The following is a 13,581-nucleotide window of genomic DNA, read 5'->3' on the forward strand; positions in this document are numbered from 1 at the left end:
GGCAGTTTGAGCGGCAGGCGGGGAAGATCACGTGCCCCGGAGTTCTGCCCTAGGGTCTGGACTGATGAGATCTGAGCCAGAGTCTGGCTGAAGCGAGGGTTACGGCTGCGAGGAAGTTTCTGGCGAGCTGTCGAATCGCGTCGCGATACGCCGGAAGTGATCACGCGTCTGTCCTCCATCGGGCAACCCTGCGCGGCTTGTTCGCCACAAGCGGTTCGATCAGTCGCCACTCGCTCTCGTCAGATCGTATCGCGCCGTCAGCGCCAACAAGGGACAAGGATGGCCCTCCTTGAGATCGTCAACTACCTCCAGGATTCACCCGAATGGGCTCAGGCTCGCCTCGGCATCCCGACCGCCTCCGGGTTCGCTTCGATTGCGACAAAGGAACGAGGCGGAGCCGAATGCCGCACCCGCCAGAGCGATCTCTACAAGCTCCCCAACAAGCGACTGACCGGCGAGGTGATGGAAGGGTTCGCCTCGCCGCATAGCCTCACGCCCCATCTCGCGGACTAAGGTGCCTGCAGCCCTGTTTTTCATGCGTCGCCGTGGCCCCACCGATGGCGCCACCCGCGACTTGACGATAAGGACACGCGACCTTCCAGAATCGTCTTCTGCACGGTTTATCTGCCAAGGACTTCAGGGCGCCGGGAACGCGTATGCCATCGAAATTCCTCGTCACGGGCGGCGCCGGGTTTATCGGCTCCGCCGTCGTGCGCAAGCTGATCGGCGAGACGCAGCATGATGTCTGCGTCGTCGACAAGCTGACCTATGCCGGCAACCTCGCCTCCCTCGCGCCGATTTCAGGGAGCAATCGCTACCGCTTCGAGCAGGCCGATATCGGCGACGGCGAGCGCATGCGGGCGCTCTTCGCCGAATTCCAGCCCGACATCGTCATGCATCTGGCCGCCGAGAGCCATGTCGACCGCTCGATCGATGGTCCCGGCGACTTCATCCAGACCAATATCGTCGGGACCTTCGCGCTGCTGCAGGAGGCGCTGCGGCACTGGCGCAGCCTGGAGGGCGAAGCCAGGGAGCGCTTCCGCTTCCACCACATCTCGACCGACGAGGTCTTCGGCTCGCTCGGCGAGGAAGGCTTCTTCCGCGAGGACACGGCCTACCAGCCAAACTCGCCCTATTCCGCCTCCAAGGCGGCATCGGACCATCTCGTTCGCGCCTGGCACCACACCTACGGCCTGCCGGTGGTGATGACCAATTGCTCCAACAATTACGGGCCCTATCACTTCCCGGAGAAGCTGATCCCGCTGATGATCATCAACGCGCTGGAGGGCAAGCCGCTGCCGGTCTACGGCAACGGCCTCAACGTGCGAGACTGGCTCTATGTCGACGACCATGCCGATGCGCTGCTGACGGTGGCGGAGCGCGGTGCGCTCGGCGAGAGCTACAATATCGGCGGGCATAACGAGAAGACGAACATCGACGTGGTGAAGGGAATCTGCGCCATTCTCGACGAGCTCAGGCCCGATCCGGCGGGCCCGCATGAGCGGCTGATAGCTTACGTGACGGATCGCCCCGGCCATGATGCGCGTTATGCGATCGATGCCGGAAAGATCGGCCGCGAGCTCGGCTGGACGCCCAGGGAGACCTTCGAGACGGGCCTGCGCCGCACGGTCGAATGGTATCTCGCCAACCAGACATGGTGGGGCGACATCCGCTCCGGCGTCTATCGCGGCGAGCGCCTCGGCGCGGCCTGAACCGGACGGACGAGACCATGCTCAGCGTCGAAGCGACCGACATCCCCGCGGTCAAGATCATCACTCCGAAGAAGCATGGCGACCATCGCGGCTTCTTCTCCGAGGTCTACAAGCAGTCCGACATGGCGGCGGCGGGCATCGACCTCGTCTTCGTGCAGGACAACCACTCGCTCTCGGCGCAGGTCGGCACGCTGCGGGGCCTGCACTTCCAGTCGGCGCCCTTCGCGCAGGACAAGCTGGTGCGCGTGGCTCGTGGCCGGATCCTCGACGTCGCGGTGGACCTTCGCGCCTCCTCGCCCAGCTTCGGCCAGCATGTCGCAGTCGAGCTTTCGGCCGAGAACTGGCGCCAGCTCCTCGTGCCCATCGGCTTCGCCCATGGCTTCGTCACGCTCGAGCCAGATACCGAGGTGCTCTACAAGGTGACGGCGCCCTACGGCCCGGCCAACGACCATGGCCTCGCCTTCGACGATCCGGCCCTCGGCATCGACTGGCGTCTGCCGCATGATCAGCTCGTGCTCTCGGACAAGGACCGCAAGCATCCGCGCCTCGCCGATCTTCCGCGCTATTTCGACTGAGCGCGGGAGCGACAGGCCATGCGGATCACCGTCACGGGACAATCGGGCCAGGTCGTGCTCTCCATGTTGGAGCGCGCGCCAGAGGGCGTGACCGTGACGGCGCTGGGACGCCCCGGGCTCGACCTGGAGCAGCCCTGCTCGATCGGCCCGGCGATCATTGCCTCCCGGCCGGACCTCGTCGTCAATGCCGCGGCCTTTACCGCCGTCGATCTCGCGGAAAGCGAGGAGGCAGCCGCTCAAACGGTCAATGGTGCCGCGGCTGGCGAGGTCGCGCGCGCCGCCGCCCGGCTCGGCGTCCCGGTGATCCAGATCTCGACCGACTACGTCTTCGACGGCAGCCTCGACCGGCCCTATCGCGAGGGCGATCCGGTCGGGCCGATCTCGGCCTATGGCCGCAGCAAGCTAGCCGGTGAAGAGGCGGTGGCCGCGGCCACCCCGAACCACGCGATCCTCCGGACCGCCTGGGTCTACAGCCCCTTCGGCAAGAACTTCGTCAAGACCATGCTGCGGCTGGCCGAGACGCGCGACGAGGTCGGCGTCGTCGCCGACCAGGTCGGCAGCCCGACGAGCGCCCTCGACGCCGCGGATGCGATCTTCACCGTGGCCCGCAATCTGGTGGAGCGCCCCAACGAAGCGACGCTGCGCGGCGTCTTCCATATGGGCGCGCAGGGCGAGGCGGTCTGGGCGGATGTGGCCGAGGCGATCTTCGCCGAGCGTGAGCGGCTTGGCGGCATGCCGGTGCGGGTCAAGCGCATCGCGACCACCGACTACCCGACGCCCGCGCGTCGACCGGCGAATTCACGGCTGGACTCCTCCAGGCTCAAGACGATTCATGGGGCTGGCCTGCCGCATTGGCAGGCCTCGCTCGCGTCCTGCGTGCGCCGGCTCCTGAGCACCGAACAGACGGGATAGACGACGATGAAGGGCATCATCCTGGCGGGCGGTTCCGGCACGCGGCTGCACCCGATGACGCTGGCCATGTCGAAGCAGCTTCTGCCTGTCTACGACAAGCCGATGATCTATTATCCGCTCTCGACGCTGATGCTGGCCGGCATCCGCGAGGTGCTGATCATCTCGACGCCGCACGACCTGCCGCATTTCAAGCGCCTGCTCGGCGACGGCTCCGACTGGGGCATGAGCCTGTCCTATGCCGAGCAGCCGCATCCGGGCGGGCTGGCGCAGGCCTATCTCATCGGCGCCGACTTCGTCGCCGGCCAGCCCTCGGTGCTGATCCTCGGCGACAACCTGTTCTACGGCCACACCCTGCCGGAAATGATGGCCTCCGCCTCGGCGCGGGCCACGGGCGCCAGCGTCTTTGCTTATCATGTCCGGGATCCCGAGCGTTACGGCGTGGTCGAGTTCGACGCCGCCGGCAAGGCGATCTCGATCGAGGAGAAGCCCAAGGCGCCGAAGTCGAGCTGGGCTGTGACGGGGCTCTACTTCTACGACGCCCAGGTCGTCGACATCGCCGCCAGCCTCAAGCCGTCCGCCCGTGGCGAGCTCGAGATCACCGACGTCAACCGCATCTATCTCGAGCGGGGCGAGCTTTCGGTCGAATGCATGGGCCGTGGCTTCGCCTGGCTGGATACCGGAACGCCCGACAGCCTGCTGGAGGCGTGCGAATTCGTGCGCACCCTGCAAAGCAGACAAGGCCTTTTCATTGCATGCCCCGAGGAGATCGCAGCGAGACAGGGATGGATCTCTGTCCAGCAGACCAGGCGTCTTGGCGAGAAGCTGACGAAGTGCGCCTACGGCTCGTATCTGATCGGCGTGTCACGGGAACTGGAGTTCCGCTCCGCCTGACCGGAACGGGTCACACCGGCTTGGGCCAGATGACCAGCCGACGACGTCGGAGCCGTGGTTTCCCGGCCCGCCGGCGCAGATTTTGCTGCAGAGCGCCCCTTCCCGATCCGGCACATCGCCTTCTTCCGCGAGAATCAGCTTTCTCTGCTCTAGCTCGCAATGAACGGCACCTTCATCCGGTCGGAGGACTGGACGATGTGGTGGCGCATGGCGATGGCCGCGGTTTCGCCGTCGCGCCGGCCAAGCGCGCGCAGGATCGCGCCGTGCTCGACAAAGGCTTCCTGCAGCCTCGTGGGTTCCAGCACGGGGGGGCGCTGCGTGCGCGTGATAATCGGCCGATAGAGGCCGATGATGTCGCTGATCGAGCGGTTGCCCGCGATCTCGGCGATCGTCATGTGCAGGGTGAAGTCGCATTCCATCGCGTCGACGAAGCGCGACTGCTCGATGGCTTCGCGCATCGCCTCGTTGAGATCGGAGAGCTTCGAGAGGTCCTCCTGAGACGCGTGCCGCGCGGCCAGCTTCACGGTGAAGCCCTCCAGCGCGAAGCGAAGCTGGTAGATCTCCACCTCGGAGAAGCGCTGCTCGAAGGTCCAGCCGGTCAGGTCGGCATCCGGCCGCTCGAAGCCTTCGGTAACGAAGGCGCCGCGGGCCGGCTCGATCCGAATCACCCCCATGCCTTCGAGCTGGAGGACGGCCTCTCGCACGGTCGGGCGGCTGACGCCGAGGCGCTGCGCCAGCTCGCGCTGTGGCGGCACGCGATCCCCCGGCTTCAGACCGGCATCGGTGATCAGCCGCCTGATCTGCTGGACGAGTTGGCTCGCGACGGGGCGCCTGTCCTTTTCCACACGCATCGGGCCTCTCCGTCATCGTCATGGCGTCTTGCTGGCTAAGCGTTGACGGCCTCGGCAATCCCGTGTCAATTCGTGGCCATACCGGTAAGACCATCGCGCCGACGGATGTCGGGAAGCGGACGGTCACCCGCAGGCGAGGACATCCTATGGCTCTGATCACCTATCTCACCACCGTCAAATTCGGCTTCGGCGAGATCGCCGGGATCGAGGCCGATCTGGCTGGGCTCGGCGTTGCCAAGCCGCTCATCGTCACGGACAAGGGGATCGTCGCGGCCGGCCTGGTTTCGGGCATCGCCGCGCACTCCCCGCTGCTCGCGTCGGCCCCGGTTTTCGACGGCACCCCGACCAATCCGACCGAGGCGGCCACGCGCGCGGCCCTCGCCGTCTACAGGCAGAATGGCTGCGATGGTCTCGTGGCAATCGGCGGCGGCTCGCCGATCGATCTGGCCAAGGCCGTCGCGCTGCTGGCGACCCATGACGGGGAGCTTGCGAGCTATGCCGCGATCCTCGGCGGCATCCCCAGGATCACCGCGGCCGTGGCGCCGGTCATCGCCGTCCCCACGACATCGGGCACGGGCAGCGAGGTCGGCCGCGCCGCGCTGGTGACGCTGGAGGATGGGCGCAAGCTCGGCTTCATCTCCCCCTATCTCATCCCGAAGCTGGCGATCTGTGATCCGGAGCTGACGCTCGGGCTGCCGGCCTGGCTGACCGCGGCCACCGGCATGGATGCGGTCACGCACTGCATCGAGACCTATCTGAGTCCGCGCGAGAACCCGCCGGCCGAGGCGATCGCCCTCGACGGGCTGAAGCGGGCCGTCGGCTTCATCGAGCGCGCCGTCAAGGATGGCAGCGACCGCGAGGCGCGCAAGGAAATGATGATGGCGGCGCTGCAGGGCGGCCTCACCTTCCAGAAGGGCCTCGGGGCGGTCCATGCGCTCTCGCATCCGCTGGGCGGGCTGAAGGAGATCTCGCTGCATCACGGCACGCTGAACGCGGTGCTCCTGCCTGCCGTGCTGCGCTTCAACGAGCCGGCGGCGGCGGCGAAATATGCCGCGATCCGGGCTGCGCTCGGCCTGGCCGCCGACGCCGATCTCGCGACCTGGGTGGCCGATCTGGTAAAGCGGCTCGGCATGCCGGGCAGCCTCTCGCAGATGGGACTGTCGCGCGAGGTGCTTCCGGCCATCGCCGAGGCTGCCACCAAGGACCATTCGAGCGCGACCAATCCGCGCGAGGCCAAGGCCGCCGACTATCAGGCGATGCTGGAGGCCTCCTTCGGCTGACAGACCGCCATAGCGCCGGCCGACGTGCCGGGAGTTTCGTCGAGCAAAGGCCCGCCGACGCCATCCGAGCAAGGGCCGACAAGGGAGAGAACGAGATGACCAACAGACGCGACATGCTGGCGGCCGGACTGGCCGGCGCCGGCGCCGCCATCGCCACCGGCGCCTCCGCCCAGGCGCCTGCCGCCGCGACGATCAACTGGCGGATGACGTCGAGCTACCCCAAGGCGCTCGACGCCGTCTATGGCGCGGGCGAGATCTTCATCAAGGCACTCGCCGACATGTCCGGCGGGCGTATCCAGCTGCAGCATTTTGCGTCGGGCGAGGTGGTGCCCGGGCTCCAGGCACTGGACGCGGTGCAGAACGGCACCGTCGAGTGCTGCGACACCGCCTCGTTCTATTATGTCGGCAAGGATCCCTCCTTCGCCTTCGGCGCCGCCATGCCCTTCGGGCTGAACACGCGCCAGCAGAACGCCTGGTTCTTCCAGGGCGGCGGCCTTGCGCTCTTCAACGAGTTGCTGGCTCAGTACAACGTCATCGGCCTGCCGATCGGCAACACCAATGCCCAGATGGCCGGCTGGTTCCGCAAGGAAATCAAGTCGATCGACGATTTGAAGGGCCTCAAGATGCGCATCGGCGGGCTCGCCGGGCAGGTCATCGCCAAGCTCGGTGCGGTGCCGCAGCAGATCGCGGCAGGCGACATCTACCCCGCGCTCGAACGTGGAACGATCGATGCCGCGGAGTGGGTCGGCCCCTATGACGACGAGAAGCTCGGCTTCAGCCGGGTCGCGCCCTACTATTATTACCCTGGCTGGTGGGAAGGCGCTTCCGCCATCCTGCTGATGATCAACCGCGACAAGTGGAACCAGCTCAGCGCGACGGACAAGGCGCTCTTCGTGGCGGCGGCCCATCAGGCGAACGCGCTCACCATCGCCAAATATGACGACGTCAACCCAGGCGCGATCAAGCGTCTCATCGCATCGGGCACGCAGCTGCGCGCCTTCTCGCCCGAGATCATGGATGCCTGCGCCAAGGCCGCCACTGAGCTTTACGAGGAAATCGGCGCCAAGAATCCGATGTTCAAGAAGCTGCACGACCACATGATGGCGTATCGCAACGAGCAGCTGCTCTGGCAGCAGGTCGCCGAGTTCAACTACGACGCCTATCAGATCCGGTCGCGCAACCGTCGCTGAAATAGCGTGACCCAGCTGCCGGGTGGTGAAAGCCCGGCAGCTGTATCAGTTCAGAAGGCATCCGCCGAGCGGAGGTCCTATCTTTGGACCTCGAGCACGATCTTTCCCCGAATGTGCCCCGCCGCGGCGCGTTCATGGGCTTTGCGGGCCTCGGCGAGGGGGAAAACGCTGTCGATGGCGACGCGGACGGTGCCGTCGTCCAGCAGGGGCGCGATCTGCGCCAGCTGGGCGCCACTCGAGCGAACCTGAGTGCTGGACACTGTCAGCCCGAGCATCTCGGCTTGATCGCGCCCCTCGAAGCCGAGCGGAAAGATCGGGAACAGGGCGCCGCCTCGCTTCAGCGTGCGCAGGAAGCGCCCCGTCATCGCTCCTCCCACGGCATCGACGACCAAGTCGACATCGCGCACGCTGTCCTCCGGCCTGGTCCTCCCATAGTCGATGAACTCATCGGCACCGAGATCACGCAGAAACGCCTCGTTCCCTCCGGACGCCACGGCGATGACGGTCGCACCCTTCCATTTCGCCAATTGCACCGCCAGATGGCCGACACCGCCCGCAGCGCCATTGACCAGAACGATCTTGCCCGCGAGCGGCACCGGCTCGTGCCGGAAGGGTTGCAGCGGGTTGGGCTCGTCATGCCCGAGGCTGATCAGGAACTGCCATGCGGTGAGCCCGGACATGGGTGCGGCGGCCGCGTGCAGATGGTCGGTGGCCGACGGCTTCAATGCCAGCTCCCCAGCCGGCACGCTGACATATTGCGCATAGGCGCGGCTTTCGCCGGCAAGGCCGCTCGGAAAGCGCACCATCGCATAGACCTCGTCGCCGGCCGTGAAGTCCGGCACGTCATCGGCAACCGCCTCGACGACGCCGGAGATGTCGGTACCTGGGATGATGGGGAATGCGACCCGGGGTCTCCACTCCGGCGGGAGCATGTCGTAGCCCTCGCGGAGATACCAATCAGGCGGGTTGAGGCCGACGGCATGAACCCGAACGAGCACCTGGCCGGCCTGCAACCGCGGCTTCGGTGCATCTTCGTAGACAAGCCTCTCGGCCCCGCCGAAGGCATGCAGGCGGACCGCTTTCATCAGGTCGCTCATCTTGATCTCCCGAAACGTTCAATGATCGACCTGATCTAGAGCTGGTGAATGAGGTTGATAATCTGTCCTGTAATCGCTTTAGTCATGCCATGATGGAACAACCCGCCCTGGAGCGGCTGACCGGGCTCATCGCCTTCGCCCGCGCAGGATCGTTCGGAAGCTTCACCGCGGCCGCCCGTTCGCTCGCCATATCGCCATCCGCCGTGAGCAAGAGCGTGCAGAGGCTCGAACAGCGCCTGGGCATTTCGCTTTTCACCCGGACGACCCGCTCGCTCAGCCTGACGCCCGAAGGCCGCGAATTGCACGAGCGCGCCATCAGGCTCTTGCGCGATGCGGAGGAAATCGAGCAGGCCGCCAAGGCTGTTCGCGGCGAGCCGTCCGGCAGCTTGCGGATCGCAGCATCGCTGCCGATCGGCCTTCACCTGCTCGCGCCCATCCTGCCCGCATTCCGACAGCGCTTTCCCAAAGTGACGATCGATCTGCGGCTGGAGGACAGGCTCGTGGACATCGTCGAGGAGGGCATCGACATCGCGGTGCGTATCGGCGAACTCGCCGATTCCCGCCTGCTGGCGCGCCGGCTCGCGCCGATCCGATTCTGCGCCTTCGCCTCACCAGCCTATCTTGCTAGCCGCGGCATTCCGGAGAGTCCGGACGCGTTGACGACGCATGATACGGTCTCGATGCGATACCAGAGCAGCGGCCAGCTTTTCCGCTGGGCGTTCCGAATCGGTGAACGCGAGGTCGAGACCGTCCCCGCGTCCGCCATCGTGGTCGATTCCAGCGAGGCGGTCGTCGCGACACTTGTCGCTGGCGGTGGCATCGGGATCAGCGCGACGTTCATCGCTGCGTCTTACGTCGCGCGCGGCGAATTGGTGCCGGTTCTGAGCGAATTCGCGGTTGAACGTGAAGCCATCACGGCGCTATGGCCGTCCAGCCGCCGCTCCAACCCCGCTGTCCGCGCCTTCCTCGATCATCTCAGCGAATCGGCGGACAGCATTCTGGCGGGTGGGCCGAGCCATGCAGGAACACGCCGCACGCGGCGCCGCCGAGACGGCACCGGCGAAGCCTGAGGCCGCATTCATCCTGGTTCGGGCCGGAACATCTGCGCTGGCCGATCGCTGCTCGGGATGCCCGTCACCACAGTCTGGGAGCGGTGACGGCCTTGCCAGTGATCGGCGCCCGATCGCGGATCAAGCCGCGTCCGGCATGCGATCCAGCATCTTGTCGAGCGTGACCGGATAATCCCTGACGCGGATGCCCGTCGCATTGTAGATCGCGTTCGCGACGGCGGCGCCGACGCCGCAGATGCCCAGTTCGCCCACGCCCTTGGCCTTCATCGGCGAGGACATGGGATCGGTCTCCTCGAGGAAGACGACCTCCTGATGCGGGATGTCGGCATGCACCGGGACCTCGTAGCCCGCGAGGTCGTGGTTGACGAAGAAGCCGCGGCGGGTGTCGACCGCAAGCTCCTCCATCAGCGCCGCCCCTGCGCCCATCGTCATCGCACCGATGACCTGGCTGCGCGCCGTTTTCGGGTTGAGGATGCGTCCCGCCGAGCAGACTGCCAGCATCCGCCTGATCCGGGTTTCGGCGGTGGCCGCATCGACCGCCACCTCGACGAAATGCGCGCCGAAGGTCGATTGCTGGTGCGTCTCGTCGAGATCGCCATATTCGATCGTGTCCTCGCCGATCAGCGGCGCCTGCTCGATGGCCTTGCTCAGCGGAATGCTGCGATTGCCGGAGCGAACCTCGCCGCCCGCGAAGACCGCCTCGCTGGAGTTGATGCCGAGCTTCTGCGCGATGGCCTCGCGCAGCTTCACGCAGGCGGCGTAGACGCCGGCCGTGGAGCTGTTGCCGCCCCATTGACCGCCCGACCCCGCCGAGGCGGGAAAGCTGGAATCGCCAAGCTTGACCACGACCTTGTCCAGCTCGACGCCGAGCATCTCAGCCGCCGTCTGGCCGATGATCGTGTAGCTGCCGGTGCCGATATCGGTCATGTCCGTCTCGACGGTGAGGATACCGTCGGAACCGAGGCGCACGCGCGCGCCGGACTTCATGACGAGGTTGTTGCGGAAGGCGGCCGCCACGCCCAATCCGACAAGCCACTTCCCGTCCCGATTCTGGCCGGGTCGCGGCGAACGCCTGCTCCAGCCGAAGCGCTCCGCGCCGACCTTGAAGCACTCGTCGAGCCGGCGCATCGAGAAGGGCCTTTTCGGCTTTTCGGGATCGACCTGGGTGTCGTTGAGCAGCCGGAAGGCGATCGGGTCCATGCCGAGCTTCTCGGCCATCTCGTCCATGGCCATTTCCAGCACCATCAGGCCCGGAGCCTCACCCGGGGCGCGCATGGCATTGCCCTCGGGCAGGTCCATCGCGGCGAGGCGCATCGCCGTCATCCGGTTGGCGCCGGCATAGAGCAGGCGCGTCTGCGACACCGCGAGTTCCGGCCCACCGCCCTTCTGATCGCCCGACCAGCTCTCATGGCCGATCGCGGTGATCTTTCCGTCCCTGGTCGCGCCGATGCGGACGCGCTGGATCGTCGCCGGCCGGTGGGTCGTGTTGTTCATGATCAGCGGCCGCTGCAGCGCGAGCTTGACCGGGCGTCTGGCCGCCCGCGCGCCGAGCGCCGCCAGCAGCACATCCGCACGCAGGAAGAGCTTGCCGCCGAAGCCGCCACCGATGAAGGGCGAGACCACGCGAATGTTCTCCTTCGGGATGCCCAGCGTCTTGGCCATGTCGACCACGGTCCAGGCGACCATCTGGTTGGAGGTCCAGACCGTGAGCTTTTCGCCCTCCCATGCCGCCACGGTGGCATGGGGCTCCATCATGGCGTGGCTTTCGTCAGGCGTCGTGTAGGTCTCGTCGAGCTTGACCGGCGCCGAGGCGAAGGCGCCGGGGAAGTCGCCGATGCGGGAGTCCTTGAGACTGGGATCGTCGCCCTCCGGCTCCGAAGCCTTGCTGCGGGCAGCCTCCAGATCGAAGGTCCCTGGCTCCTCGGCATAGTCGACCCGGATCAGGCTCGCGGCGGCGCGGGCCTGTTCGAAGGTCTCGGCCACGACGACAGCGATGGCCTGGTGGTAGTGCTGGATCTCGGGGCCGGCGAGCAGCCGGGCGGTGTTCCGCTTGCCCTTGTCGAGCTTGCCGGCCTCCCGGGCCGTCACCACCGCCAGCACGCCGGGCGCATTGCGCGCCGCCTCGATATCGAGCTGCCTGATGGTGCCTTTCGCGATGCCTGCACCGAGGACATAGCCATAGGCCTGGTTGGCGGCGACATCATGCTGCTCATAGGCATAGCGCGCGCCGCCGGTGACCTTGAGCGGGCCGTCGAGCCGGTCGCGCGGCTGGCCGACGACCTTCATGGCGTCGATCGGATTGGTCGTGGCGGGTGTGTCGAACTTCATGGCTCAGCCCCTCGCCTCGCTCAGCACCGCGCCGAGCGTGCGCTCGACCAGCGGCAGCTTGAATGCATTGTCCTTGGTCGTCCGGGCACCATCGAGCAGCGCCGCGGCGGCGGCCTTTGCCCCGCGCGGCAGCTCCGCTTCCGCCTGTTCGATGCGCCAGGGCTTGGGCGCGACGCCGCCGAGCGCCACCCGCCCCGAACCGTCGCGCTGGACGATCGCCGCGACCGAAACGAGGGCGAAGGCATAGGAGGCGCGGTCGCGGACCTTGCGATAGATGTGCGTTCCACCGACCGGCTTCGGCAGGGTCACCGCCGTGATCAGCTCGCCGCGCTCCAGAACGGTCTCCAGATGGGGCGACGCCTCCGGCAGGCGGTGCAGTTCCTCGGCGGGGATCGTCCGGGTCGCCCCATCCGGCTTGACCGTCTCGACCTTGGCATCGAGCACGCGCATCGCCACCGCCATGTCGGAGGGGTGGGTGGCGATGCAGGCCTCGCTGACGCCGACGACGCCGAGCTGCCGGCTGAAGCCGTCGATGGCGGAGCAGCCGCTGCCCGGCTGGCGCTTGTTGCAGGGCTGGGCCGTGTCGTAAAAATAGGGGCAGCGCGTGCGCTGCAGCAGGTTGCCTGCCGTGGTGGCGCGATTTCTCAGCTGTCCCGAAGCGCCGGACAGCAGCGCGCGGGAGAGAACGCCATAATCGCGGCGCACCCGCTCATCGGATGCCAGCGCGGTGTTGCGGACCAGAGCGCCGATGCGCAATCCACCCTCCTGCGTCGGCTCGATCCTGTCCAGCTTCAGCGGGTTGACGTCGATGAGATGGGTCGGGACCTCGATCTGGAGCTTCATCAGATCGAGGAGGTTGGTCCCGCCGGCGATGAACTTCGCCGATGGCGCGGCCGCTGCCGCAGCCGCGGCAGCCTGAGAAGAGCCGGCGCGCTCATAGGTGAAAGCCCTCATGCGCGGGTCCTCGCGACTTCGGTGATCGCCTCGACGATGTTGGAATAGGCGCCGCAGCGGCAGATGTTCCCGCTCATGCGCTCGCGGATCTCGCTCTCGCTGAGCGTCACGGAGACCGTCAGGTCCGACGTCACATGGCTGGGGATGCCGGCCTCGATCTCGTCGAGCATCGCGACGCTGGAGCAGATCTGGCCCGGGGTGCAGTAGCCGCACTGGAAGCCGTCATGCTTCACGAAGGCGGCCTGCATCGGATGGAGGTTCTCGACGGTGCCCAGGCCCTCGATCGTCGTGATCTCGGCATCCGGGTGCATCACCGCCAGCGACAGGCAGGAGTTGATGCGCTGCCCATCAACGATGACCGTGCAAGCCCCGCACTGACCATGATCGCAGCCCTTCTTGGTGCCGGTCATGTGCAGATGCTCGCGCAGGGCATCGAGCAGCGTCGTGCGGGTATCGACGTCGAGAGCATGCTTCCGGCCGTTCACGGTGAACGACACCTCGGCCTTCACCGGCTTGCCTGCCGGCGCCGGCTGCGAGCGTGCTCCGCCTTGCGTCAGCGGCAGAGCCGCGCAGGCACCGGCGGCCGCCATCAGGTCACGCCTGTTCATGGGGAATTCTCCTGGAGGTGGCATATCCGTCTCCGATGGTGACAAACACGGCAATCTTCGTCGCGAGATCGCGCGGCATTGTCGGAGAACGGACGAGGCGGCCTCTAGTTCAT

General features: G+C 66.7%; 13 protein-coding genes. 8 read left to right on the forward strand and 5 right to left on the reverse strand.

The window, feature by feature from the left end; genetic code table 11:
* Window positions 1–279: 279 nt before the first annotated feature.
* The 5 genes from BW981_RS16615 to rfbA all read left to right on the forward strand — a co-directional run bounded on the left by BW981_RS16615 (window position 280) and on the right by rfbA (window position 4,090).
* Window positions 280–513 carry a hypothetical protein gene (locus tag BW981_RS16615; protein ID WP_076441235.1) on the forward strand — a complete coding sequence of 78 codons (234 nt, stop codon included), beginning with the start codon at window positions 280–282 and terminating at the stop codon, window positions 511–513.
* Window positions 514–656: 143 nt separating this feature from the next.
* Complete coding sequence (rfbB, locus tag BW981_RS16620) at window positions 657–1,712, forward strand: dTDP-glucose 4,6-dehydratase (RefSeq protein ID WP_076441237.1); 1,056 nt, start codon at window positions 657–659, stop codon at window positions 1,710–1,712.
* A gap of 17 nt (window positions 1,713–1,729) precedes the next feature.
* Window positions 1,730–2,287 carry a dTDP-4-dehydrorhamnose 3,5-epimerase gene (rfbC, locus tag BW981_RS16625; protein WP_076441239.1) on the forward strand — a complete coding sequence of 186 codons (558 nt, stop codon included), beginning with the start codon at window positions 1,730–1,732 and terminating at the stop codon, window positions 2,285–2,287.
* 18 nt (window positions 2,288–2,305) lie between these two features.
* On the forward strand, window positions 2,306–3,199 hold the full coding sequence (gene rfbD / locus BW981_RS16630; RefSeq protein ID WP_076441241.1) for a dTDP-4-dehydrorhamnose reductase: 894 nt from the start codon (window positions 2,306–2,308) through the stop codon (window positions 3,197–3,199).
* Window positions 3,200–3,205: 6 nt separating this feature from the next.
* Window positions 3,206–4,090, forward strand: coding sequence for a glucose-1-phosphate thymidylyltransferase RfbA (rfbA, locus tag BW981_RS16635; protein ID WP_076441242.1), 885 nt, complete (start codon window positions 3,206–3,208; stop codon window positions 4,088–4,090).
* 149 nt (window positions 4,091–4,239) lie between these two features.
* Here rfbA and BW981_RS16640 read toward each other — a convergent pair whose 3' ends face one another.
* Window positions 4,240–4,941, reverse strand: a complete 702-nt coding sequence (locus tag BW981_RS16640) for a FadR/GntR family transcriptional regulator (protein WP_076441244.1) — start codon at window positions 4,939–4,941, stop codon at window positions 4,240–4,242.
* 146 nt (window positions 4,942–5,087) lie between these two features.
* Between BW981_RS16640 and BW981_RS16645 the strand changes: the two genes are divergently transcribed.
* Both BW981_RS16645 and dctP read left to right on the forward strand, forming a co-directional pair.
* The gene (locus BW981_RS16645) at window positions 5,088–6,221 is read left to right on the forward strand and encodes an iron-containing alcohol dehydrogenase (RefSeq protein WP_076441245.1); all 1,134 of its coding nucleotides are present in this window, start codon (window positions 5,088–5,090) and stop codon (window positions 6,219–6,221) included.
* Window positions 6,222–6,316: 95 nt separating this feature from the next.
* Window positions 6,317–7,411 (forward strand): TRAP transporter substrate-binding protein, encoded by a 1,095-nt coding sequence (gene dctP / locus BW981_RS16650; RefSeq protein ID WP_076441247.1) that lies wholly within the window; start codon window positions 6,317–6,319, stop codon window positions 7,409–7,411.
* 77 nt (window positions 7,412–7,488) lie between these two features.
* Here dctP and BW981_RS16655 read toward each other — a convergent pair whose 3' ends face one another.
* Window positions 7,489–8,508: an NADP-dependent oxidoreductase gene (locus BW981_RS16655; protein ID WP_076441249.1), complete on the reverse strand. Its 1,020-nt coding sequence runs from the start codon at window positions 8,506–8,508 to the stop codon at window positions 7,489–7,491.
* Between the two features lie 89 nt (window positions 8,509–8,597).
* Here BW981_RS16655 and BW981_RS16660 point away from each other — a divergent pair, with 89 nt between their 5' ends.
* Window positions 8,598–9,578: a LysR family transcriptional regulator gene (locus tag BW981_RS16660; RefSeq protein WP_083712431.1), complete on the forward strand. Its 981-nt coding sequence runs from the start codon at window positions 8,598–8,600 to the stop codon at window positions 9,576–9,578.
* Between the two features lie 120 nt (window positions 9,579–9,698).
* Here BW981_RS16660 and paoC read toward each other — a convergent pair whose 3' ends face one another.
* The 3 genes from paoC to paoA are packed head-to-tail and all read right to left on the reverse strand — an operon-like array spanning window position 9,699 to window position 13,492.
* Complete coding sequence (gene paoC, locus BW981_RS16665; protein WP_076441250.1) at window positions 9,699–11,906, reverse strand: aldehyde oxidoreductase molybdenum-binding subunit PaoC; 2,208 nt, start codon at window positions 11,904–11,906, stop codon at window positions 9,699–9,701.
* Window positions 11,907–11,909: 3 nt separating this feature from the next.
* On the reverse strand, window positions 11,910–12,860 hold the full coding sequence (locus BW981_RS16670; RefSeq protein WP_076441252.1) for an FAD binding domain-containing protein: 951 nt from the start codon (window positions 12,858–12,860) through the stop codon (window positions 11,910–11,912).
* Window positions 12,857–13,492, reverse strand: a complete 636-nt coding sequence (gene paoA / locus BW981_RS16675) for an aldehyde dehydrogenase iron-sulfur subunit PaoA (protein ID WP_076441253.1) — start codon at window positions 13,490–13,492, stop codon at window positions 12,857–12,859. Before paoA ends, BW981_RS16670 begins: the two co-directional genes overlap by 4 nt.
* Between the last annotated feature and the right edge of the window lie 89 nt (window positions 13,493–13,581).

Source organism: Allobosea sp. TND4EK4 (assembly GCF_900156025.1).
GTDB lineage: Bacteria > Pseudomonadota > Alphaproteobacteria > Rhizobiales > Beijerinckiaceae > Allobosea.